Here is a 24,167-nt window from a genome sequence, read left to right on the forward strand (position 1 = left end):
GGAGGTTCGACGATGTCTTTATTTGACTATACATTACGTGAGCTTCAAGAGAAGCTACATAGCAAAGAAATCTCTGTCACAGATTTAGTGGAAGAATCCTATAAACGTATTGAAGAAGTGGACGAAGAAGTCCAGGCGTTTATTACGTTGAACAAAGAAGCAGCGAAAGCAAAAGCAGCTGAACTTGATCAAGAACGAGGCAGCGCCAATGCTGAATTGTTCGGTCTTCCGATCGGTGTCAAAGACAATATTGTGACAAAAGGACTGCGCACAACAGCAGGAAGTCAATTCCTCTCAAACTTCGAAGACCCGCTTTATGATGCGACGGTTGTCAACAAGTTGAATGATGCCAAATCCGTCACAATCGGTAAATTAAATATGGACGAATTCGCGATGGGTTCTTCCAATGAAAACTCAAGTTACGCAGCAGCGCGCAATCCGTGGAATACAGATTATGTACCAGGTGGATCCAGTGGTGGTTCAGCTGCAGCGGTAGCCGCAGGTGAAGTTCCTTACTCTCTTGGTTCTGATACAGGTGGATCAATCCGTCAACCAGCCGCGTATTGTGGTGTTGTTGGACTGAAACCAACGTATGGCCGCGTTTCCCGTTTTGGATTAATCGCGTTTGCGTCTTCTTTAGACCAAATTGGACCGATTACACGTAACGTGGAAGACAATGCGTTCTTATTAGAAACCATTGCCGGACACGACAAGATGGACTCAACGTCGGCGGACGTAGATGTACCTAAGTACACAGAATCTCTAACCGGGGATGTTAAAGGTCTGAAAATCGGTGTGCCGAAGGAGTACCTTGCTGAAGGTGTTGCACCAGAAGTGAAAGAGGCAGTCCAAGCGGCTCTTAATGAATATGAAAAAATGGGCGCAACGTGGGAAGAAGTGTCTCTTCCACACTCTAAATACGCACTTTCTACTTATTATCTACTTTCTTCTTCAGAAGCGTCTGCCAATCTGGCCCGCTTTGATGGCGTCCGTTATGGCAACCGCGCGGAAGATGCAGAATCTATGCTCGACATGTTCAAGCGTTCCCGTGCAGAAGGCTTTGGTGATGAAGTGAAGCGCCGTATTATGCTTGGAACTTTCGCACTAAGCTCCGGCTACTATGATGCTTACTACAAAAAAGCACAGCAGGTACGTACATTGATTAAAAATGACTTTGAAAAAGTATTTGAAGACTACGATGTCATCGTTGGACCGACAACACCGACACCTGCCTTTAAAGTAGGAGACAAAGTTGATGACCCAATGACGATGTATGCCAACGATATTTTGACAATCCCTGTGAACTTAGCAGGCGTACCGGGAATCTCTATCCCATGCGGGTTCTCTGCTGAAGGACTGCCAATCGGATTGCAGATTATCGGGAAGCACTTTGACGAAGCTACGGTTTACCGTGCTGCTCATGCCTTCGAACAGGCAACTGATTATCATAAACAACGCCCGTCCCTTGGAGGTGCGCGCTCATGAATTTTGAAACGATTATCGGACTAGAGGTCCACGTAGAGCTTAAAACGGACTCGAAAATCTTCAGTCCTTCCCCAAACATGTTTGGGGACGATCCGAACACAAACGTCAATCCGATTGACCTTGGGTACCCAGGTGTTCTTCCTGTCTTAAACGAAGAAGCTGTTAACTTCGCTATGAAAGCGGCGATGGCTCTAAACTGTGACATTGCTACGGATACGAAATTTGACCGTAAAAACTACTTTTACCCGGACAATCCGAAAGCTTATCAAATCTCTCAATTTGATAAGCCGATCGGTGAGAACGGCTATATTGATATTGAAGTCGATGGTAAGAAAAAGCGGATCGGCATCACTCGTCTTCATATGGAAGAGGATGCAGGTAAACTGACACACAGTGACGACGGTTATTCCTTAGTTGACTTTAACCGTCAGGGAACACCGCTTGTTGAAATCGTATCTGAGCCTGACATCCGCTCACCAAAAGAGGCGTATGCGTACTTAGAAGCGTTAAAGAATATCATTCAGTACACAGGCGTATCCGACTGTAAGATGGAAGAAGGATCCCTTCGTTGTGATGCGAACATTTCCCTTCGTCCAATCGGTCAGGAAGAGTTCGGGACAAAAGCAGAGCTTAAGAACTTGAACTCTTTCTCCTTTGTACAAAAAGGACTGGAATTTGAAGAGGTCCGTCAGCAGAAAGAACTTCTTTCAGGCGGAGAAATTCTTCAAGAGACACGCCGTTATGATGAGCAGACAAAAGAAACGATTCTAATGCGTGTCAAAGAAGGATCTGACGACTACCGTTACTTCCCAGAGCCTGACCTTGTTCCTCTTCACATCGATGAAGCGTGGAAAGAGCGTATCAAGGCTCAAATTCCTGAGCTTCCAGATGCGCGTAAGAAACGCTATATTGAAGAGCTTGAACTTCCAGAGTACGATGCGATGGTTCTTACAAACAACAAAGAACTCTCCGACTTCTTCGAAGAAACAATCGCCGCCGGTGGTGACGTTAAACAGGCGTCCAACTGGCTGATGGGTGAAGTTTCTGCGTATATGAACAAGAATTATAAAGACCTTCATGAGCTTGCTTTAACGCCGGATGCGCTGGCGAAAATGATCAAGCTGATTGAAGATGGCACCATCTCTTCCAAGATGGCCAAGAAAGTCTTTACTGAGCTTGTCGAAAACGGTGGTGAGCCTGAGCAGATCGTTAAAGATAAAGGACTTGTTCAAATCTCCGACGAAGGTCAGCTTACAGAAATCATCGTCGGGATTATGGATAATAATCCACAGTCGATCGAGGACTATAAGAACGGAAAAGATAAAGCACTCGGCTTCCTTGTAGGTCAAGTTATGAAACAAACAAAAGGGCAGGCAAATCCGCCGATGGTTAACAAAATCATTTTGGCAGAAATGGACAAACGCTAACAGCCCCATAGGATACAGAAAGCACGCACCCGATGAGAAGTGCGTGCTTTCGTATGGAAGAATGGAAGTCTTCATATACTATACAGTGGTTTGCAAAAACAGGAAAAAGAGATATGATGTACTATGGAACAAGCTTGGATAAAGGGGGTCATACGATGAAACGTGCCCGAATAATATATAATCCGACCTCTGGAAGAGAAGTCATCCGCAAGGTTCTTCCGGACATTCTGCAGCGATTTGAACAGTCCGGATACGAAACCTCCGCCCATGCCACAACCTGTGCTGGTGATGCCGCTAAGGCTGCTCAGTATGCCGTCGACCGCAAATTCGATGTGGTTGTTGCAGCCGGAGGAGACGGAACCATTAATGAAGTCATCAACGGTCTTGCCGAACAGGACCACAAACCAAAACTCGGCGTCATTCCAGTTGGGACGACAAACGACTTTGCCCGTGCCCTGCACATACCAAGAAACATTCATAAAGCCGTCGATATCATTCTCGAAGGGTACACGCATCCTTTAGACATTGGCCGCGTCAATGATCAATACTTTATGAATATCGCCGGTGGCGGAAAAATCACCGAGGTATCTTATGAAGTGCCAAGTAAGCTGAAGACGATGATTGGACAGCTTGCTTATTACTTAAAAGGCATAGAAATGCTCCCATCTATTCGTCCGACCCGTGTCGAGATGGAGTATGATGGCAAGTGGTATGAAGGGGAAATTATGCTGTTTCTCGTCAGCAACACCAATTCTGTCGGCGGGCTTGAAAAGCTGGCCCCATCTGCACGGATGGATGACGGCCTATTCGATTTGATGATCATCGAAAAAATGAACATCGCAGAATTTGTCCGACTCGCCACACTCGCCATTCAGGGAAATCATCTCAACCATCCAAAGTTCATTCACACAACAGCAAGCCGTGTGAAAGTAAAGACAGACGAGAAGATGCAGCTGAATATTGACGGGGAATTTGGCGGATTATTGCCCGGGGAATTTGTCAATTTGTACAAACACTTAGACTTTTTCGTTCCAGAAGATATATTTAATGAAGAAGATGAAGAATATTAGGAAGAGCGCTGCTGACTATCAGTGGCGTTCTTTCTTTTGTGTAGAAACGAATGAATTAACGTAGCACTCGTGTATAGGTGAAGAGGACAGGGAAGCAACTTGCTTGATATCATAAGCCAAACAAGTTCGAAAAGGGAGAGCACTTCTCTCCACCATTATTCTTATGCTTGTCGCAGCTACCAGGGCGACTTTGCACTTAGGGATATGATAAACTACGTATAGAGTATATAGACAAAGGACGGATGAAGAATGGCGAAACCTAAACCGCCGGTACAGAAAAACCAAACGATTGAACTCAGTTTTGAAGACTTGACGCATGAGGGCAATGGGGTAGGGAAAGTCGATGGCTATCCACTTTTCGTACCGTATGGCCTTCCTGGTGAAAAGGCAGAAGTGAAAGTCGTTAAAGTAAAGAAAAATTTTGGATTTGGGAAGCTCGTGAACGTTATAGAGGCAAGCGAAGATCGTGTCGAACCTCCTTGTGACGTTTTCTATCAGTGTGGCGGATGTCAGATACAGCACATGAGCTACCAAATGCAGCTTAATATGAAACAAAAGCAAGTGAAAGATAACATGAAAAAGATCGGCCATCTTGAGAATGTGCCCGTACATCCGACCATCGGTATGGAAGATCCGTGGCGCTACCGTAACAAAGTGCAGATTCCTGTCGGACAGAAAGAAGATGGCGAACTGATGACCGGTTTTTATCAAAAACGCAGCCATAATATTATTGATATGGACACCTGTCTTATTCAAGATGAAGTGAATGACCGTATGGTAGAAACTGTCCGCCGTATTGCTTCTAAACATGGCATCGACGCCTATGATGAGGATACACACCGTGGCGTACTGCGTCACATTATGGTCCGAACTGGACAGAATACAAAAGATATTATGATTGTGATCGTTACAAAAACGAAGAAACTTCCTCATAAAGACAAGATGATTGATGAAATCCGGGACGCTTTCCCGAACGTGAAGTCGATCGTTCATAACGTGAACAGTGCAAAAACGAATGTCATCTTAGGAAAAGAAACGAATATTCTATGGGGTGATGAGTACATTTACGATACCATTGGCGATATCAAATTCATGATTTCCCCAAAATCGTTCTACCAAGTCAACCCAACACAGACGAAAGAGTTATATGACAAGGCACTCGAGTATGCCGACCTGCGCGGCGGAGAAACCGTCATCGATGCTTACTGCGGAATCGGGACAATCTCCTTATTCTTAGCACAAAAAGCTAAAAAGGTGTACGGTGTTGAAATCGTACCGGAGGCCGTCACGGACGCGAAGAAAAACGCGCGGCTGAATAAGATGGACAATGCTGATTTCTTTGTGGGGGAAGCAGAAAAGCTGATGCCATGGTGGCGCAACCAGGGACTGCGTCCTGAGGTGACCGTGGTCGATCCGCCTCGTAAAGGCTGTGATGAGGAACTGCTGAAAGCGATGCTTGATATGGAACCGGAGCGTATCGTTTATGTATCTTGTAACCCATCAACATTGGCGCGTGATTTGCGAGTTTTGGAAGACGGCGGGTATGAGACGAAGGAAGTTCAACCTGTTGATATGTTCCCGCAGACGAGTCATGTGGAGTGTGTAACATGGCTGGAGAAGAAAGAAAAGTAAGCCTCACTTATGATATTCGATGGTAATTGTAAGAACTAGTGAAATAAAGTAGTAAGAGTAGTGGAAGGATGATTGAAGAAAAAGCAGGGGGGATCCTCCTGCTTTTTTTATCTGAATTTGAAAGCTACTCCTTTATCTCATAAAAAAATCAAAATCATCCTGGATACAACTGATTGGTTCATTGCAAGGGGAGCCAGGACACAACTCTCCAAGATACTGAAGGCATCAAAGGAGAATAAGTTATATTCTTTGAAGTGCAGGGTACTTAAAGTGGGAAGAGTTGTCCCCATGCTTCTAAAAAAGAATCGTGTCAGAGTAATACGCTAAGGAGAATGAGGGCACTTGATTAAGGGTATAGATAAGGAAACCCTTGGCCAGAATCTTGACACAAACGTAAGCGAAACCACATTACATTCACTCACTAGGAAGGGGAATTTCTCATGGCTGAAGAAAATATAAGCAAAAATTTAATGGATGCTGCATTTAAAAAGAAAAACTCAGAAGAAGAACAGAAAGTAAAAGAAGATGAAAAAGCAACTGTTGGCGATATCATAACTTTCCAAAAAGACGGCCAGCAGTTTGAAGCTGTCGTAACTTCTGCTAATTTACAAAACTCCGTTGTTTGCGATATGACCATTATGGATGATTTCCATGAGCGCAATTTAGATTTCGAAAAAACCGTTGTTGCTCAGACAAATTACAGCATTAAAAAACGCCGCGACGCGTAAGTTCAACAATAATTTCGGGGCTGCGTCCCAGGTATGTTAACACTCTAACGTGCTAGGGGCAGGCACTTTTTTATAACTAATTCAAAATAGCACTAAAAAACCGATCAGGGGCATCCCTGATCGGTTTTTTTACTGTTTGGCGTTATCTTTGTTTGCTTTGACCAAGGACATATATTAATTGGACTACAATAGGATCAAATTTATCTAACGTGCTTGTTTGGTTATCATCGTTCTTTTCTATTTTCCCATCATACTTGCTATGGGGCATAAGCTGGTAGTGCCCCCGCAGCAGAGATAACAATTGCTTTACCGATTATAACAGTCCAATTATCTGACTCGAAGATGGAGAAAAAACGCAGGTGGACAATGTTACTTCGTTCTTTACTAGAAATCATTGGTTCTTTTCTTGCTCAAAGGAGTCATAATTGGGAAGTCTGTGTCAATTTGATCAAGAGACCATAAGAATTGATGCCATTTTTGGATATTTCCTATGACCTTGATCGAAGAAGGGGAAGGACGGTTGTTGGTGGTGGCTAGCTCATATAAGGTGTCTTTATTCATAATGACCTTTACTTGATCTTCTTTTAGTTCATCTGATAAATAACGAAAGATTCCACGTTTGACCTCTGTTAAGGCTTTTTCTTTACGATCGGTAATGATGAAGTTTAACTTGAAATTATATTCACCGGCGATCAATCCATTAATTCGGATACTTAACATATTCATTAGTTGTTCGAGTGTCATACTATCCAGAACCTCTGTTGTGATGGTAGACTTCTGTATTGGAATAATTCCATAACGAAGTTCTTGAGCCCCCATCAAATATTCATTACGCCATGGTCCGGATTCGGCAATGTAGGCAAGCTGCTCCAAAGCGTCCGCACATAAGTATTTGGCTTTCTTATTGGAGGGGTTTGCGAATATGACGTGCTTGGTAACTTCAGCTACCCATTGGTATTCGCCTTCTCTGAAGCTTTTTTTCGCTTTCTTAATAATTTCTTCCTCTCCACCCATATAGTCGACATATTTTTTTGATGACTCTTCCGGGAGCAGTTTGTTTAAATCAACAGGGTTTCCGTTATACCATCCCATATATTTTTGGTACACTGCTTTAGAGTTGTGATTGACCGTTCCGTAAAAAGAGCTGTTAAACCACTCCTCTTTTAGGCTTTCAGGAAATGTTACCAGTCTACCTACTTGATCTATCGTGTAGCCTTGATTAATTAACCTTAGTGTCTGATCGTTAATATACTGGTACATGTCCCGCTGCTTTTCCATATAATCAATGCAGTATTCTCTTCCGTGCCTCGGCCAATTATGCACTTCAAATACAGATGTCAATTGGTTGCCAAAAAGCTCGATGGCCTGTTGGATGTATTCCGCCCAGGCAACTGGGTCCCGCACTTCAGCTCCGCGTAATGTATAGATGTTATGAAGTGATGCTGTACAGTTTTCTGCAATACAGAGGCTCTTTTCTTCAGGGATAAACATATTCATTTCCGCCGGCGCTTCTGTATCCGGGGTGAGTTGGAACTGTATTCTTACCCCATCGATCACCTTTTCGACATAGGATTCATTCTTTGAAGTTGAAATTTCTTCAGCAGTATTGACTAAAGTCACCACACCAGTGGATACATATTTTCCGATGCCGCTGTCTATTTGACCTTTTTCTCCGCGGGGCAGTACCTCACCATACATGTAAAAGCCCCGCCTCGACATGGCCACGCCCGCAGTCACGTTCTCTTCCAGAGCTGCACTTAAAAAACCGCTCGGTGCATATATTTTCACATCATCCGTGGTTCCACTATTAAGAACCCCGTCCACTCCACCATAATGGTCGACGTGTGAATGGGAGAAGATGATGGCACTAATCGGGAACTTCCCAAAATAGCTGTCGATTAATTCAAAAGCGGCTTCTGCTGTTTCCCTGCTTGTGAGACAGTCAATAACAATCCATCCTGTTTTTCCACGAATAATGCTTAAATTTGCAAGGTCATAGCCTCGAACCTGATAAATATTTTCTGTCACTTGAAAAAGACCGGCGTTCAAATTCAGTTTTCCCTGGTACCATAGTTTTGGGTTAACGGTTGGTGGGAGTTTGTCTTTCAGAAGGAAATCATAGCTTTTTAAATCCCAGACAGGAAGAAGCGAATCATCTGGTTTGATAACGGGGAGGGAGACGCTTTTCAGGACATTTCGTGTTGCCCATTCCTGTTCAATCTTCAGTCTTTCCCAGGGGAGGTTCTTTTTAATTAATTGATTGATCTTCTCCGTCTTCTTCGTGGCATCCTTGGGAAGAGGGGTGAATTCCGCCTCTACTTTCTCGTTATGGTTTTGTTCCATGAGATGTCACCTCCATGAAACATAGTATTCATGCGAAATTCCCTTTATACGCGGGGGCACCCACCTTGTAACTCGAAAGTACATCGATCTATGATAGTGCCTGACTCCCATCGTGGTAAAGCAGGGGGTCAGGCACTGACACAATCAGCCTTGCAGCCAGGGATCACTTTAAGTTTCTCTGGCTTATTAACTCAGCTACAACAAAAGCCAGGTCGTCATTTCCATAGAGTGACAGCACTTCAAGTAACGTTTCAGAATCAATGTAGTCTGACTCCTGCTTCGGAACGGTCAGCTCCAAGGCATCGATCAGTTCTTTATTTTTATCCTGAAAGGGATAGGCTTCTTTATAAATGGCTGCAGCATCCAGGTCATGATTGATACACCACTGGGCGAAAAGTAAAACCATCATTTTTTCGCCTTCTTGATAATTACGAATAACTTTTTCTTCATGGCTCCGATCCACACAGCATACCTCCTTGTAAGCAGGGACGGTTTTATATCTCGTCTAACTCCCGCAGTAGAATATTTTCCTCACCATCCCATGATAGCAGATATTAATGAAAGACTGGTCCGAACGTTAAATGGTTTTCTCATTAATAAAGTGATTACGAAAGATCTAATTGCCGTAATTTATTTTCAATCTCCTGTATAATAATCCGATTGGTTTTCACCCTTGCATAATATTTATCTTCTCCTTCTACAATGTGCCACTTATTTTCTGGAGTAGAAGTATACTGAAGCATATCCTCTACAGCTTCCTCATACTGATCCCATTTGGATCGGTTCCTCCAGTCCTCTTCAGTGATTTTCCATGTCTTTAATGGGTCTGCTTGTCTTTCCTGGAATCGTTTAAGCTGTTCTTCTTTAGAAATATGGAGCCATAGTTTAATCACAACATATCGATCCTGTACAAGAAAATTTTCAAATTGAACGATTTCGTTATAGGCTCTATTCCATTCTGAAACAGAAGCGAACTGCTCGACTCTCTCTACAAGGACACGTCCATACCAGGATCGGTCAAATATAGCTATTTTTCCGTACGGTGGAATCTCCTTCCAAAAGCGCTTAAGGTAATGGTGTTTCTTCTCATTAGTGGAAGGAGCGCCAATGGAATGCACTTCAAATCCTCGTGGATCGAGCCCGTTGGTTAATCGTTTAATAGAGCCTCCTTTTCCTGAAGCATCCCAGCCTTCAAAAACAACAATAACCCCTAACTGGTTATCATAGATGGATCGTTGTAAATGGAGTAATTTCAACTGTGACTGTTTCAGCTCTTTTTTATATTGTTTTTTGTCTATTTTTAAGGATAGATCAATGGATTCCAACATACCGTCATCTCCTTTAAAGCTTTTTAAATTAACGAACCTTTCTCTATATATTCACCATGACTAACCTGAAACCTTTTGGAAACCAGTCTAGATAAAAGAATAATAACCTGTCCGCCCCGGTCATTAATTTACAGAAGATACCTATCAAGGCTGCTTGATGGATGGGATAGTTATAAAAAAAAACGGTATAGATAAAGTGTCGAATGTCTGCCATAGTAAGCGGATACAAAAAAACTAACTTTGTCGCCAACCACACGACAAAGTTAGTTTTCTATTTTCTTGTTATGGAACAGTTCCTCACCTATCATTAAACATATAAATAATATGTTTAAGAAAGGAAGAGGAAAGTGGCAGAATCAAACATTAAAGTGAGAATTCAGAAGTTTGGTAACTTCCTCAGTTCTATGGTATTGCCCAACATTGGTGCTTTTATTGCATGGGGATTGATTACAGCACTATTTATTCCTACTGGTATTATTCCAAATGAAAGCCTTGCCAATTTAGTTGAGCCTATGGTTTTTTACTTATTACCACTATTGATTGGATATACAGGAGGTAAGCTCATCCACGATCAGCGTGGAGGTGTGGTCGGTGCGATTGCTACGATGGGTGTCATTGTCGGAGCGCCTGACACACCAATGTTCTTAGGTGCGATGGTGATGGGCCCTCTGGGAGCCTATGTCATTAAGAAATTTGACCAGCTGATTGAAGGGAAAATCAGAGCAGGTTTTGAAATGCTTATTAATAATTTCTCTGCAGGTATTATCGGAGGAATTCTTGCAATCTTAGCTTACTTAGGTGTAGGGCCGGCTGTAGATGCATTTACAGAAGTGTTAGTTGCCGGGGTAGATTGGCTTATTGGAGCGGGATTATTACCGTTAACGAGTATTTTAATCGAACCTGCAAAAATATTGTTCTTGAATAACGCGATCAACCACGGTGTCCTCTCTCCAATTGGATTGGAGCAGGTACAGCAGGGAGGTAAATCCATCCTGTTCCTGCTTGAGGCAAACCCTGGACCTGGACTTGGTGTTTTACTTGCATTCATGTTGTTCGGCAAAGGAACAGCGAAGCGCTCTGCACCGGGAGCAGGTATTATCCACTTCTTAGGCGGGATTCATGAAATTTACTTCCCGTATGTTCTTATGAAACCGATGCTTTTCATTTCTGTTATTTTTGGGGGAATGAGTGGAATCTTTACACTCGTCCTTTTAGGTGGGGGCCTTGTTTCTCCAGCTTCTCCTGGAAGTATATTTGCAATCCTGGCTGTTACACCACCGCAAGGGATGACGTATGTAGCTAACATTGCAGCTGTTTTAGTAGCAACAACGGTTTCCTTCTTAATTTCATCTGTCATTCTTAAGTCGAGCAAGGCTTCTGAAGAGGATATCGACGAAGCAACGAAAAAGATGGAAGAAATGAAAGGGAAGAAGAGCTCTGTTTCCGGCCAGTTGAATAATGGAAGCATGCCGGCACCGGCAAGCGTAAATAAAGTAGTCTTTGCATGTGATGCAGGTATGGGTTCCAGTGCGATGGGAGCTTCTCTCCTGCGTAAGAAAATGAAAGAGGCAGATCTCGGCATTACCGTTACGAATACTTCTATCAGTAATCTTCCAGCTGATGCGGAAATTGTCATTACCCAGGAGGAATTGACTCCTCGGGCGAAGAACAAGCTTCCAGATGCTTATCATATTTCGGTAGATAACTTTTTAGACAGTCCTGAATATGAGAGACTGATTACAAGCCTTAAAGAAGGAATCACCCATGAGCAGGAAGAGTTGGTAGACTACTCTGAGAGCGGGGCTGCACTTGAGGAAGAGACCACTTCTCAAGAGGAGGACCTTTTACTTGAAGAGAACATCTTCTTAAATCAATCTTTCGAAACGAAAGAAGATGCCATTCGATTTGCGGGTGAGGCATTAGTGAATGCCGGATACGTTAAGAAGGACTATGTAGACGCGATGGTGGAACGGGAAGCGATCACTTCCACGTATATGGGGAATAATGTAGCGATTCCACATGGTACGGAAGATGCGAAGAAAGCCGTTATCAAATCAGGATTCACGGTTGTTCAAGTTCCTGAAGGTGTTGATTTTAACGGAGAGAAAGCTAAGTTGATCTTTGGGATTGCAGGGAAAGATGGAACGCACTTGGAAATTTTATCAGGGATTGCTGTCATCTGCTCTGAACAGGAGAATATCGATCAAATGGTACAAGCGACCACAGCCAAAGAGTTGAAAGACATCATTAACAGCAATTGATCGAATTCTGGAGAAAGGCGGGTCCCCGCCTTTCTCTTCCCATTTTTAGAGAGATAAGCAGAAGTTCAATCGCGCTTCGTCCCATCGTTTAAAGGGTTACGACCTTTAGTATAGAAAGCTTTGAAAAGAAATGAGTGGGTTGCATGTTTATTACATCAAAAGAAAAAGCGATTATTGAATTGATTGTAAGAACATCTGGAAAGCATACAGTTTATTCTCTTTCAGTAGCTCTGAACGTAAGTGGAAGAACGATACAAAGAAACCTTAAGTCCATTGAGAATATATTGAAAGAATTCCAACTGGAACTGAAGCGTACTACAGATGAAGGATTGTTTATCGATGGTACGAATCAGTCTATTTATAAATTGATTCAGGGCTTGGCAGCAGTAAATACGACAGACGAAACCCCAGAGGAAAGAAAGTTGCGATTATTGATCCTACTATTTGAAGAGGGCCCTTCGTTCAAAAAGCAGGTACTAGCAAAGCAATTAGGTGTGAGTATAGCTACGATGAATACACACCTTGAGGATTTGGAAGAATGGCTTCGTAAATTCTCCATAACCTTGACGAAGAAAAGGGGAGTCGGGTTGGAGGTGTCTGCCAGCGAATCGAATAAAAGGAAGGCACTTGCAAGCTTTTTACTCGTGTATTTCTATGAGGATATTATGGAGCAGCTATACTTGTTAAAGGAAGAAAACCACCATCAGGAGTCTGTACTTGGTTACTTTCATCCTGACTATTTAGTCTCTGCAGATGAGGTGGTCAGTGAGCAGTTTTCGAACGAGCGGATGAAGGTAGTCGATATTGATTATTTAGGGTTGATTGTCCATTTATGTATAACGATGCAGCGGTCGGATACCGGGCATTTACTGGAAGAATATACGCCGATAGAGAAAGGCTACCTTGTAGAAAGGGAGTTAATGAGAAACATTACCGGGGTGTTGAAACAAAGGCTCCGCGTCGATATGACTGACCAGGACATTGACTATATGACGATTGTCCTTAAGGGTTCAAAAGTACAACATGATACAGGGATGTATTATGACAAAATTTTGTTGGGACACATAATCAGAGATGTGATTCGAGATGTATCATCAAATCTTCATGTAGATTTAACCAATGATTTTTCTTTGTATCAAGGTTTACTTGCCCATATGGGGACCTCAGTCTTTCGTTTACAGCAGGAAATGGGTTTATATAATCCATTGAAGGAAGAGATTCAAAAGAAGTACCCGGTTCTATTCATGGCTGTGAAAAAAAGTTTGGAATCCTATTTCAAGGACATCGCATTCCCAGACGATGAAATTGCTTTTATCGTCCTCCACTTTGGATCTGCTCTCCTTGCAAAAGAAGAGAATTCGAATATTCAAGCCGTTGTCGTATGTCCAACAGGGATTGGGGCATCCAAAATGCTTGCCAGTCGTATCCAGAAAGAACTGCCTATGATACAAAAAGTAGAAATCTTATCGATTAATGACTTTCAAACGGCTGATTTAGATAAATATGACTTAATTATCTCTACGGTCAGGCTTCCATTTTCAGGTGTGGAGTATATTATGACAAGTCCATTATTGAACGAAGAAGATATTGGATTTATCCAAAATTACCTGCAGAACAACTTGGAAAAGTTAACAGCGAAGAAGCAGTGGAGACCGCTGGAAAAAGAGCGGAGTAATTCTTCCAAGCCTACGAAAGTACGTGTGCTTTTGAAGGAAATTAAAGAAGTACACACAAGTATGGAAGCCATCCTTCAAAATTTTCGTGTGTACCGCAAGCGTTCTGTGATGAGTCATTGGGATGTCATTGGTGAAATGGTACAAGAGGCAGAGGAAGAAAAGCTTCTGGTTCAAGCCGATAAGGTCTTTCATCACTTGAAGGAAAGGGAACGTATGGGGGGACTCGGAATTCCCGGCACAAATATGGGACTTTTCCACTGCAGGGATGAAAGTGTGAAACAGTTGGTCTTCCAAGTAGCGCACTTAGATAATCCTTCGAGCGTAAAAGGGATGGATGGGGAAGAAGTGAAGATGAAAAGCCTTCTCTTGATGATCGCTCCAGAGGATTTAAGCAGTAGACAACAAGAGATTTTAAGCATTATAAGTACAGGACTAATTGATAGTCAGGAATCGATGATGATTTTTTCATCTTCAAATAAAGTGATCATCCAAGAAAAATTAGAGGAATTATTCTTAGACTATTTACAAAAAAAACTGATAAAGGAATGATTAACTTGAATAAGACTGTCCATTTTGGAGCAGGAAATATCGGAAGAGGTTTTATAGGTGCATTGTTTGCTAAATCCGGATATGAAGTAACTTTCGTTGATATTGCAGAGAATATTATCGATAAACTTAATGAGGAAAAGACGTATGAGGTAATTTTAGCAAAAGAAGAAACAGAGACGGAAATTATTAAGAATGTGGCTGGACTAAATAATAGGACGCAGGAAGATGAAGTTATAGAAGCTATACAACATGCCGCGTTTGTAACAACAGCGATCGGTCCAAACATTTTACCAAGAATAGCACCGCTTATTGCACGAGGACTTGTCAAACGCGCTCAATCGACCAGTGAGAAAATCTATGTCATCGCATGCGAAAATCAAATTGGTGCGACAGATATATTGAAAGGTCATATTTTTGAACAGTTGAATGAATCAGAACAGGAGCAGGTAACAGAACGTGTATCCTTCCTTAATTCTGCTGTTGACCGTATTGTTCCAATTCAAGACCAAAATTCCCTCGACGTATTGGTGGAACCCTACTATGAATGGGTGGTGGAATCGAAAGAGGAAGTACCTTCAGTTGAAGGAATGACAACTGTTGAGAACCTTGCGCCGTTTATCGAGAGAAAACTGTTTACGGTAAATACCGGCCATGCTGTCATTGCTTATCTTGGGTATTCAGCTGGGAAAGAGACAATTGATGAGACGCTTGCTGATCAGGAAATACAGGAACAGGTTTTAGAAACGCTGAAAGAAACGGGCGCCTATCTTATCCATCAATACGGTCTCAATGAAGAAGAACATAACGCTTATATTCATAAAAATATTGATCGCTTTAAAAATAAGAAGTTGAATGATCTTGTCACTCGAGTAGGGCGGGCTCCACTTCGTAAATTAGGGCCGCAAGATCGACTAATTCGTCCTGCAGTAGAGGCGGAAAAGGCTGGGCTTAGTTATTCTAACCTTGCCAAAGCTATTGCCTCCGCCTTGTTGTTTGATCATCCTGAAGATGAAGAAGCAATGAAAATGCAGCAGATGATAGAAGAGAAGGGACCTGAATATGTGCTGCACGAAGTAAGCAAGTTGGAGGAAGGCTCTGATCTTACTGGAGAAGTCGTTAGAATTTATGAGCAGTTACGTACAAAATAAATAATTGATGCCATCGTTTTTTAACTGGAAAACCCCTTATCTGAAGTTCAGATAAGGGGTTTTAAAATTATCCGTTATGGGACATCTGCAAATCTTTGTTTGTCTTAAGGTCAAAGCGGTCGGCGTTCATCACTTTAACCCATGCATTCACAAAGTCACGCACAAATTTTTCTTGATTGTCTTGTTGTGCATAGACCTCTGCAAGGGAACGCAGGACGGAGTTTGAACCAAAGACGAGGTCGACTCTTGTAGCGGTACGTACAAGTTCACCGGTGCTGCGGTCGCGGCCTTCGTATTCGTTGTAGTCAGAAGGCTTCCATTCAATGCCCATATCAAGCAGGTTCACGAAAAAGTCGTTTGTAAGTGTTCCCACCTGGTTTGTGAATACACCGTGATCTTTGCCTGCGTAGTTTGCGCCAAGTACACGCATACCGCCGATCAAAACAGTCATTTCCGGTGCAGAGAGTCCAAGCAGCTGTGCTTTGTCCACAAGCAGCTCTTCTGGACTTAACGTATATTTCTTTTTCTCGTAATTACGGAATCCATCAGCCATCGGCTCCAACACATCAAAGCTTTCAATATCTGTTTGCTCCTGCGTTGCATCGCCGCGTCCCAGCGCAAATGGAACAGTAATATCGACACCAGCGTCTTTGGCTGCTTTCTCTACAGCCGCGCTGCCTCCAAGGACAATTAAATCAGCCAGGCTGACTTTCTTATCCAGATCGTTTTGAATGTCTTCATAGACATTGAGCACGTGTGAAAGCTGTTCCGGTTCGTTGACCTCCCAGTTCTTCTGCGGCTCTAAGCGGATGCGGGCGCCATTGGCACCACCACGATTATCAGAGCCACGGAATGTGCTCGCAGAAGCCCAGGCAGTTTTCACAAGCTCGCTGACGGATAATCCTGAATCAAGAATGTTCGCTTTTAAGTCAGCAATTTCAGAGTCATTCAGGTTATAGTCGACTTTCGGAATGGGATCCTGCCAGATCAGATCTTCATCGGGTACTTCCGGTCCAAGATACCTATCTTTAGGTCCCATGTCACGGTGAAGCAGTTTGAACCAGGCACGTGCAAAGGCATCAGCGAACTCATCAGGGTTTTTATGATAACGTCGGGAAATTTTCTCATAATCAGGGTCTTCCCGCAGGGCCATATCGGCCGTTGTCATAAACGTCGGAACTTTTACAGATGGATCTTCTGCATCTGGTGCCAGATCTTCTTCTTTAGGATTGACCGGTGCCCATTGATTAGCACCTGCAGCGCTCTTCGTAAGCTCCCATTCGTAGCCGAATAATAGATCATAGTAACCGTTATCCCATACGGTCGGGTTGACTGTCCATGCTCCATCCACACCACTTGTGATGGTATCCCTGCCTTTTCCGCTTCCGTGCGTGCTCTTCCAGCCTAACCCTTGATCCTCAATGTCCGCGGCTTCCGGAGCGGCACCGACATGAGCTTCTGCATCGCCTGCACCGTGGGCTTTACCAAATGTGTGACCCCCGGCAACCAAAGCAACGGTTTCTTCATCGTTCATTCCCATGCGGGCAAAAGTTTCACGAATGTCGCGGGCACTTGCAAGCGGGTCTGGGTTACCGTTTGGTCCTTCAGGGTTAACATAGATCAATCCCATCTGTACGGCGGCCAGCGGACTTTCAAGCTCGCGGTCGCCAGAATAACGGTTGTCACCGAGCCATTCTTTTTCGTTCCCCCAGTAAATATCTTCTTCAGGATGATAGATATCTTCGCGTCCACCACCAAAGCCGAATGTCTTCAATCCCATAGACTCCAGCGCGACATTACCTGTCAGGACAAGTAAGTCAGCCCAGGAAATCTTGTTTCCGTATTTTTGCTTGATCGGCCACAATAGACGGCGGGCTTTATCAAGGTTTGCGTTATCCGGCCAGCTGTTCAATGGAGCAAAACGCTGGTTGCCTGTTCCACCGCCTCCGCGTCCATCACCCGTCCGATAGGTTCCGGCTGCGTGCCAGGACATACGGATGAATAGCGGCCCGTAGTGCCCATAATCAGCCGGCCACCATTCCTGACTTTCTGTCATCAGGTTATGAAGATCCTGCTTCAACGCATCATAGTCCAGCTTTTGGAATTCCTCTTCATAGTTGAAGTCTTCCCCCATTGGATTTGTTTTCTTATCATGTTGACGAAGAATGTGCAGGTTTAGCTGGTTCGGCCACCAATCTTTGTTGGTTGTTCCTACTTTTTCAGTCGTGATAGCGCTTTCTTCTTGTGTCTTATCGTGAGATACCGGGCACTTACCAGCCTGACTGTCGTGCATTTCGTTCTTGTCCATGTGTAAATCCTCCTCTATGTTTTGGGGTGAATAATTATAATCTCTATTAGATTATAATTATAATAAATTAGCTTCTGAATGGAAAGCGAGAAGCCTTACTTTTCAAAAAACTAAGCGTGATCAAGTGTCAGTGGTAATCATAGAAATAAAGGGACAAATGTTCGAAGTAGTGGGAATCGAGGTTAAAAGCTCTCAATTCTTATTCTAACAAACTTACAGAAAATATAGTATATTTTGTCATTTTAAAATACACTTGTGACATGTAAAAGGTACTTCGATTGTCGAAACAAATCAATTGACCATAATCGAATAGAAGAGTACCTTAAAATACATCGTCCATTCTTTTATGCTGCAGGGAGTTGTTGGGTATAAGGGAGGGCGGAATGTGAATCCAGCAAACTATGATTTACTCATATAGGTAAAGAGTCTTTCTAATAAGAATCGTAAAAGGAGAATAAATGATGGAAAACTATCAAGAACTAACAGCAAAACAGAAGTCCTTTTTCCGAAGTGGTCAAACAAAAGATGTTCAATTTCGTAAGGATGCGTTAAATAAATTGAAAGAGCTGATGATGTCTCATGAACAGGACATTTTGGACGCTTTAAAAAAAGATTTAAACAAACCAGAAATCGAGGCGAAACGTGCAGAGGTCGGTCTTGTTCTATCAGAAATCAACTATATGATCGAGAACTTAACGTCTTGGTCGACTCCGGTAGAAGTAAAGACACCAGAGACCCATGGAGAAGCGGAAAGCTTTATTGTTCCTGAACCTTATGGTGCAGCTCTGGTTATTGCCCCTTGGAACTATCCGGTTCAATTAGCGGTAAATCCATTAGCAGGAGCAATTGCAGCTGGAAATACGGCTGTCTTGAAACCGTCTGAGTTAACACCAAACACTTCCAATCTTTTAGCGGAGATGATTAATGAGAACTTCCCAGAAGAATACGTGCGTGTCGTAGAAGGGGAAGTAGAGACAAGTACAGCTCTCTTAAAAGAGAAGTTCGATTATATTTTCTTCACAGGCAGTACCGGAGTGGGGAGGATTGTAGCTGAAGCTGCAGCGAAAAACTTAACTCCAACCACTCTTGAGTTAGGAGGAAAAAGCCCTGCCATCGTACATGAGGATGCGGACTTAGATGAAACGGCTAAGAGGCTGGCACGCGGAAAGTTTGCAAACGCTGGACAGACGTGTGTAGCACCGGACTATGTATATGCACATCGAAGTGTAAAAGATCAATTAATCACGAAAATCAAAGAAGTCATTACAAACACATATGGCGGGGAAGTTTCAGGAAGTACTTTCCCTCATGTAGTCAGTGAGAGACATTTTGATCGTTTACAGAATTTCTTAGATAACGGGAAGCTTGTTGCTGGAGGAAAATCAGATCGATCACAGTTATTCATCGAACCGACGGTGCTTGATGAAATCTCTTGGGATGATGCTGTGATGAAAGATGAGATTTTCGGTCCAATTCTTCCAATTATGACGTATGATGAAACTTTTGATGCGATTGAAGAGATTATGAACCATCCGAAGCCATTAGCGCTCTATCTCTTCTCTGATGATGAAAAAGTCCAGGACGATGTACTGAATAACATTTCATTTGGTGGCGGTGCCATTAATGATACGATTAACCACATGACTTCACACTACCTTCCATTCGGCGGTGTCGGCGACAGTGGAATGGGTGCGTATCACGGGAAGGCAAGCTTTGATACTTTCTCTCACTTCAAGAGCATTCTGAAACGTTCAAATAAATAAGTGAAAAAGGGAAGTTCCTTTGCCAGGGAACTTCCCCTTTTTTATGAAACCCCAGTATCGTTCTATGAAGATCTTCACTATAAAGAGCAGCTAAAATGGGGGAGTTACGAAAAAAGAGATGATTTAATTAGGAACCAATCTCCCTGGAAAATTTAAATCTTTTCATTTTCATCTTTTTGACCTTTACGCTCTTCTTCCATCGTACCCCAGTCATACCCTGACCTTCCCCAATAAATGAGGAATATAGCCGGGGCTGCTATCATGAGTATAGCTATGATGAGCTGCATATATATACCCTCCATATATTTGTCTTTTATACAAATACGTTTAAGATGGTCATAAGTTTCAAATCTTCTTCGATAATACGAAAAAAGTCATTCATTCAGGTGAGGGATATTTATATCAAAAAAGCATGCCTTGCTGCGGGCATGCTTTTTAAAGTCTGGTATGTTCAGATTCTTTCTATTTATTTCTTATACTGGTCCAGTAGATGCTGCAGCTTGCGTGCAACAGCATCTACTGGACCATTCAGTTCCTGGCTTGAGAAAGTTACTTTCGCACGGCTTTCGTCCATTTCCAAAGCCTCAGCAAATAATCCCCCAAGTCCACGGGCACGTCGATCAACTTCTAACATGACATCGACATGGTTTTCCTGCAAAAAGAAGATGGCTTCCAGTTCGTCTAAATAGGAACGGTATGATCCACCTGGGGCAAATTCAAACTCCTGAACATAACCAAAACGTTTAGAGACCTCCATTTCAACCTTTCGAAGCCTGAAGTCGAGGTTGTTTTCTAAGGCATTCAGCACTTTCTCAATATAAGGGTGAGGGGCTACTTTAATCGGATCGCGGTCTTCGGGATCCAGAGCCATAGGAATTGCGAGTCCTGTTTCGAACCAAATCGGAAGCCTTCCGAGAGACGCCGGAGCATGATAAGGGAGTTGAATGGAGAATGGGATTTCTTTTGTTTCCCCTGCCTGGATCGTTTGATTATTAGCAATGGGATATTTCTGTAAGGCCACTTTTTCTCTTACCTTTTTATCGTCCACTTCGCGGATCGCTTCTGTCATAAGGAATATATGGATGGAGTCGATGGTTTGTTCTACATCGCCTCCTTGAATAACTACTTTACCATGAACGTCTTCTCCTGGTACGAACTGGTCTTTTTCTAACTGTGTATCTACCTTTGCGGCACCAACGCCAACACTGGCTAATATCTTTTTAAACATGTGATCTCCTCCTTTTCCTGATTATACGAAAAAGATGAAGAAAAGGGTTCATCTCTTTTTCAATAGGCAGGTAAACAAATTTTACGAAGCTGCGCCTTCTTTCGCTCTTACTCTATGATCTTGAATGGACCAATAGAATCCTAGTATTCCCAGGCCGCCAGTGAGTAAAAAGAAACCGGCCATCATGCCATTAGATAGTAAAGCGCTGAGCATCAGCCCTAAGCTGCCGACGATCTGACCGGCATCCATCGCTAATCCGCTGACGGCTTTGTAAGAGCCCCGGGCATCATTCTTAGCAAACTTAGCAACATAGGTGGAACGAATCGGCTGAAAGAGCAGTTCTCCTACGGTTGCGATGGTAATGGCAGCCATTAATATGAATAACATGTTGTTCCACGCTAAAAAACTATATCCCCATACATACATCAACAGTCCAATGAATAATATGGCAGATGCATGAAATTTTTGTGCAATTCTCCCGATAATCGGAGAAGCGAATATGACAATGATCGTGTTGAGGAGGATCAGAAGACTCAGCGTTTTAGCTCCGTCCACCGGGATTCCAAACAGAGACGTATGGATATCCTCATTTAGACGGACAGCAATAAATCCATAAAGGTGAAACTCTAAGGATAAAATAAGCAGTGTAGCAGCACAGAGGACCATAAAACGCGCATCTTTCAAGACATCCGTGTAGTTAGAAACAAACCCGGAAAAGATCCCTTGTTTAACTCCTGCGATTTTCTTTGGTTCATAGTTATCTTGAATCCATCCCATTGTAAGTACTAGTGTAAAGATTGATAAAAGCGAGAAGCCTAAAAATAATGCGAATGTATGGGTTAGAAAGAATAATCCGCCCAGTACAATTCCAATTGCGAATGCGACGTTCGTAGACCAATAGATAAACCGATACATCGTGGGCTGTTCTTCTTCGGAACTTACGTCGATGAGAAGTGCTTCTGAAGCAGGGTCAATACAACGGCTGGTAATACTTAAAGTGAAAAACATAATAAATGTGATCCATACCGATTCAAACCACGGAGAGTTCGCCAACGCAATGAGGGTAAAGGCAGCGGTTTGAATCATATATCCGGTGACCATCACTTTCTTCCTTCCATAACGGTCTGCCCAGAACCCTCCATACATACTAAACACAATGGATACAAGGGTCGTGAATGTTAGAATCCCACCGGCAAAGGCTAAGCCGAGCTGATTGGAAAAATAAATCGCCATAAACGGAAAAATACTCATTTCTGCTACATCCGTCACAAAAGAGGCAGTCATCCGGAGCTTGATATTGATATGGAATTGCTTAAACTCTGTTAAAGTCATAGATTTCCTTCTCCTTCCTAGGATTTTATTGTAAATTGGAAAATAGGAAAGAAAAAGTGTAATGGATTTTTTTGATTTTCATATTTTAAAGGAGAATATCCGAATGAGTGTCTTAGAGTACTATATCGATCTAAAACGGCTGCCGGAATATCAACAGGTGAAGGAAATTCTCATTTCAAAAAAAGAAATAGCGGAGATCCTTTTCTGCTCTTCAAGGAATGTTCATCATGTGTTAAATCGATGGATACAGGAGGGATATGTGGATTGGAAAAGCCAGCGGGGAAGAGGGAAAAAGTCGACATTAACTTTCTTGTTGTCGCTCGATGATGCAGCCCTCCGTCACGTAAATGATCTTATCCAAAAGGAAAAAGTAAAGGAAGCGATGATATTTGCTGACCATGATCAATTTTCTTCCACGCTGAAAAAGGGACTCGTCTCTACCATACAACAGGCTTTTGGTATTCAGCATTCAGGGAACGAAGAAGAAACGAATGACACCCTGCATATCCCTTTACAGCATAACCTTTCCAATATGAATCCCTTCTTTGTAACAATCGCAAGTGAGGCACATATTTTAAATGAGGTTTTTGATACGCTGGTCCACTTTAATACAGAATCGAAGACATTGGTCCCGCATCTGGCTCAAGGATGGGAAGCAAATGATGATTTTTCTACCTGGACTTTTTACCTGCGTAAAGGCATTCGATTTCATAATGGAAACTTGCTGACGAGTAAAGACGTCCTGTGGACATTTGAATCATTGGTTCATGAAAAAGTGGATATCCCGAATAAATGGCTGGTTGAGGGTATAGAGGATATTTCCATTGTGAATAAGCACAGCATCAGGTTTCACTTAAAAGAAGGCAATCATTTGTTTCCTCATTTTTTAAGCGCTGTCTATACCTCTATCATTCCGGATGGGTCTGACATTAGCAGCAATCTTTTAATTGGGACGGGGCCGTTTATGCTGGAAGAGGCCATGGACGAAAAAATAGTTTTAAAAGCCTTTGATTCCTACTTTCAAGGGAGACCTTTTCTTGATCATATTCACATATGGAAGTTACCAGAGAGTGATTTTAATCCGCTTTACTTTTTTATTCATGATGACAGCGGCGCCTATGATATGAAGGGATCTACTTTTACGATTTATGATAAAGGAAGCAACTATCTCATCTTCAATATGAACAAGCGGGGGATTCATCAGAACCCGTTCTTTAAACAAGCGGTGAGTGAGATGGTTGATTCTAAGGAAATGATTCAGGAATTGGGCGAACCGCGGTGGGCACCTTCCACAAGTTTTATTCCTGAGATGAGCAGCTACAAAGAAGTAAAACATTCCATAGAAAAAGCTGGTCAGCTTCTCGATGCATCCAACTATAGAGGGGAAACCATTCATCTAGCTGTCCTGCGTTTTGAAGACTTTATGGAAGATGCCAGGTGGATGCAGCAGAAGCTGCGGAAAATTGGGATTGTGGTCGAGATCCATCCAATTGAACTGTCAGATATTTACCGTGAGGATTTCATGTTGTCCTTTGATGCTCTATACACAGGAGAAGGGTTTGAGGACAATCTTGAGTTAGCGCTTCTTATTTTGCTGAGGAATGAATATGGGATCCGCAGATATCTCAATCCCTCTCAAGTTAAGGAGCTGGATCAAGGGTTTGAAGCTCTAAAGAAACAGCCGGACGATCAAGGATTCTTAGATGTCTTTCATACGATTGAAGAGAGACTGAAAGAAGATGGAACCATTATCTTCACCGTTCACTCTTCCGATCAGAATACCTTTCAATCGAATTTGCAAGGGATTCACATCAGCGGATACGGCTGGCCGATCTTTCGTGAATTATGGATTAAACAAGAATAGACGTTGACCTGCATGAAGCCTTCCA

At 42.7% G+C, this 24,167-nt stretch carries 17 protein-coding genes; 10 read left to right on the forward strand and 7 right to left on the reverse strand.

Translation table 11 applies throughout. The annotated features are described in order from the left end of the window. Positions 1–12: 12 nt before the first annotated feature. From gatA to LC036_RS14980, 5 genes are all read left to right on the forward strand, one after another. Positions 13–1,485, forward strand: coding sequence for an Asp-tRNA(Asn)/Glu-tRNA(Gln) amidotransferase subunit GatA (gene gatA / locus LC036_RS14960; protein ID WP_226584475.1), 1,473 nt, complete (start codon positions 13–15; stop codon positions 1,483–1,485). Then, positions 1,482–2,912: an Asp-tRNA(Asn)/Glu-tRNA(Gln) amidotransferase subunit GatB gene (gene gatB, locus LC036_RS14965; RefSeq protein WP_226584478.1), complete on the forward strand. Its 1,431-nt coding sequence runs from the start codon at positions 1,482–1,484 to the stop codon at positions 2,910–2,912. The genes gatA and gatB overlap by 4 nt, the downstream gene beginning before the upstream one ends. A 155-nt stretch (positions 2,913–3,067) precedes the next feature. Further along, positions 3,068–3,982 carry a diacylglycerol kinase gene (locus LC036_RS14970; RefSeq protein WP_226584481.1) on the forward strand — a complete coding sequence of 305 codons (915 nt, stop codon included), beginning with the start codon at positions 3,068–3,070 and terminating at the stop codon, positions 3,980–3,982. A gap of 249 nt (positions 3,983–4,231) precedes the next feature. Beyond that, positions 4,232–5,614, forward strand: coding sequence for a 23S rRNA (uracil(1939)-C(5))-methyltransferase RlmD (gene rlmD / locus LC036_RS14975; RefSeq protein WP_226584496.1), 1,383 nt, complete (start codon positions 4,232–4,234; stop codon positions 5,612–5,614). A 440-nt stretch (positions 5,615–6,054) separates the two neighbouring features. After that, the gene (locus LC036_RS14980; protein ID WP_226584499.1) at positions 6,055–6,342 is read left to right on the forward strand and encodes a YkvS family protein; all 288 of its coding nucleotides are present in this window, start codon (positions 6,055–6,057) and stop codon (positions 6,340–6,342) included. A 384-nt stretch (positions 6,343–6,726) separates the two neighbouring features. Here the strand turns inward: LC036_RS14980 and LC036_RS14985 are convergent, their stop codons facing one another. From LC036_RS14985 to LC036_RS14995, 3 genes are all read right to left on the reverse strand, one after another. Next, entirely contained in the window at positions 6,727–8,685 is a 1,959-nt protein-coding gene (locus LC036_RS14985; protein WP_226584502.1) for an alkyl/aryl-sulfatase, read from the reverse strand. Positions 8,686–8,848: 163 nt separating this feature from the next. Next, positions 8,849–9,148, reverse strand: a complete 300-nt coding sequence (locus LC036_RS14990) for a hypothetical protein (RefSeq protein ID WP_226584506.1) — start codon at positions 9,146–9,148, stop codon at positions 8,849–8,851. A gap of 142 nt (positions 9,149–9,290) precedes the next feature. Next, positions 9,291–10,013: a polyphosphate kinase 2 family protein gene (locus LC036_RS14995; RefSeq protein WP_226584509.1), complete on the reverse strand. Its 723-nt coding sequence runs from the start codon at positions 10,011–10,013 to the stop codon at positions 9,291–9,293. A 347-nt stretch (positions 10,014–10,360) separates the two neighbouring features. Between LC036_RS14995 and LC036_RS15000 the strand changes: the two genes are divergently transcribed. The 3 genes from LC036_RS15000 to LC036_RS15010 all read left to right on the forward strand — a co-directional run bounded on the left by LC036_RS15000 (position 10,361) and on the right by LC036_RS15010 (position 15,647). Continuing rightward, complete coding sequence (locus LC036_RS15000) at positions 10,361–12,274, forward strand: PTS mannitol transporter subunit IICBA (protein ID WP_226584512.1); 1,914 nt, start codon at positions 10,361–10,363, stop codon at positions 12,272–12,274. 143 nt (positions 12,275–12,417) lie between these two features. Further along, on the forward strand, positions 12,418–14,499 hold the full coding sequence (locus LC036_RS15005) for a BglG family transcription antiterminator (RefSeq protein WP_226584515.1): 2,082 nt from the start codon (positions 12,418–12,420) through the stop codon (positions 14,497–14,499). Positions 14,500–14,504: 5 nt separating this feature from the next. Further along, the gene (locus tag LC036_RS15010) at positions 14,505–15,647 is read left to right on the forward strand and encodes a mannitol-1-phosphate 5-dehydrogenase (protein ID WP_226584519.1); all 1,143 of its coding nucleotides are present in this window, start codon (positions 14,505–14,507) and stop codon (positions 15,645–15,647) included. A 67-nt stretch (positions 15,648–15,714) separates the two neighbouring features. Here LC036_RS15010 and katG read toward each other — a convergent pair whose 3' ends face one another. Then, complete coding sequence (katG, locus tag LC036_RS15015; RefSeq protein WP_319004485.1) at positions 15,715–17,955, reverse strand: catalase/peroxidase HPI; 2,241 nt, start codon at positions 17,953–17,955, stop codon at positions 15,715–15,717. 461 nt (positions 17,956–18,416) lie between these two features. On the opposite strand from katG, the gene LC036_RS15020 reads away from it, so the two are divergent. Continuing rightward, positions 18,417–19,718, forward strand: a complete 1,302-nt coding sequence (locus tag LC036_RS15020; RefSeq protein ID WP_226584522.1) for an aldehyde dehydrogenase — start codon at positions 18,417–18,419, stop codon at positions 19,716–19,718. A gap of 152 nt (positions 19,719–19,870) precedes the next feature. Here LC036_RS15020 and LC036_RS18520 read toward each other — a convergent pair whose 3' ends face one another. From LC036_RS18520 to LC036_RS15030, 3 genes are all read right to left on the reverse strand, one after another. Continuing rightward, positions 19,871–20,005 (reverse strand): hypothetical protein, encoded by a 135-nt coding sequence (locus LC036_RS18520; RefSeq protein ID WP_264188396.1) that lies wholly within the window; start codon positions 20,003–20,005, stop codon positions 19,871–19,873. A gap of 179 nt (positions 20,006–20,184) precedes the next feature. Beyond that, on the reverse strand, positions 20,185–20,946 hold the full coding sequence (locus LC036_RS15025) for a sporulation protein (protein WP_226584525.1): 762 nt from the start codon (positions 20,944–20,946) through the stop codon (positions 20,185–20,187). 81 nt (positions 20,947–21,027) lie between these two features. Further along, complete coding sequence (locus LC036_RS15030; protein WP_226584537.1) at positions 21,028–22,278, reverse strand: MFS transporter; 1,251 nt, start codon at positions 22,276–22,278, stop codon at positions 21,028–21,030. Between the two features lie 103 nt (positions 22,279–22,381). On the opposite strand from LC036_RS15030, the gene LC036_RS15035 reads away from it, so the two are divergent. Then, positions 22,382–24,142 (forward strand): ABC transporter substrate-binding protein, encoded by a 1,761-nt coding sequence (locus LC036_RS15035; RefSeq protein ID WP_226584540.1) that lies wholly within the window; start codon positions 22,382–22,384, stop codon positions 24,140–24,142. The last annotated feature ends 25 nt before the right edge of the window (positions 24,143–24,167 follow it).

Source organism: Halobacillus litoralis, assembly GCF_020524025.1.
Classification (GTDB): domain Bacteria; phylum Bacillota; class Bacilli; order Bacillales; family Halobacillaceae; genus Halobacillus; species Halobacillus litoralis_D.

What these genes read in the sequence shown, in the direction of transcription:
- gatA (WP_226584475.1), top strand. Translation starts at nt 13, where the DNA reads ATGTCTTTATTTGACTATACATTACGTGAGCTTCAAGAGAAGCTACAT.
- gatB (WP_226584478.1), top strand. Translation starts at nt 1,482, where the DNA reads ATGAATTTTGAAACGATTATCGGACTAGAGGTCCACGTAGAGCTTAAA.
- LC036_RS14970 (WP_226584481.1), top strand. Translation starts at nt 3,068, where the DNA reads ATGAAACGTGCCCGAATAATATATAATCCGACCTCTGGAAGAGAAGTC.
- rlmD (WP_226584496.1), top strand. Translation starts at nt 4,232, where the DNA reads ATGGCGAAACCTAAACCGCCGGTACAGAAAAACCAAACGATTGAACTC.
- LC036_RS14980 (WP_226584499.1), top strand. Translation starts at nt 6,055, where the DNA reads ATGGCTGAAGAAAATATAAGCAAAAATTTAATGGATGCTGCATTTAAA.
- LC036_RS14985 (WP_226584502.1), bottom strand. Translation starts at nt 8,685, where the DNA reads ATGGAACAAAACCATAACGAGAAAGTAGAGGCGGAATTCACCCCTCTT.
- LC036_RS14995 (WP_226584509.1), bottom strand. Translation starts at nt 10,013, where the DNA reads ATGTTGGAATCCATTGATCTATCCTTAAAAATAGACAAAAAACAATAT.
- LC036_RS15005 (WP_226584515.1), top strand. Translation starts at nt 12,418, where the DNA reads ATGTTTATTACATCAAAAGAAAAAGCGATTATTGAATTGATTGTAAGA.
- katG (WP_319004485.1), bottom strand. Translation starts at nt 17,955, where the DNA reads ATGGACAAGAACGAAATGCACGACAGTCAGGCTGGTAAGTGCCCGGTA.
- LC036_RS15020 (WP_226584522.1), top strand. Translation starts at nt 18,417, where the DNA reads ATGGAAAACTATCAAGAACTAACAGCAAAACAGAAGTCCTTTTTCCGA.
- LC036_RS18520 (WP_264188396.1), bottom strand. Translation starts at nt 20,005, where the DNA reads ATGCAGCTCATCATAGCTATACTCATGATAGCAGCCCCGGCTATATTC.
- LC036_RS15025 (WP_226584525.1), bottom strand. Translation starts at nt 20,946, where the DNA reads ATGTTTAAAAAGATATTAGCCAGTGTTGGCGTTGGTGCCGCAAAGGTA.
- LC036_RS15030 (WP_226584537.1), bottom strand. Translation starts at nt 22,278, where the DNA reads ATGACTTTAACAGAGTTTAAGCAATTCCATATCAATATCAAGCTCCGG.
- LC036_RS15035 (WP_226584540.1), top strand. Translation starts at nt 22,382, where the DNA reads ATGAGTGTCTTAGAGTACTATATCGATCTAAAACGGCTGCCGGAATAT.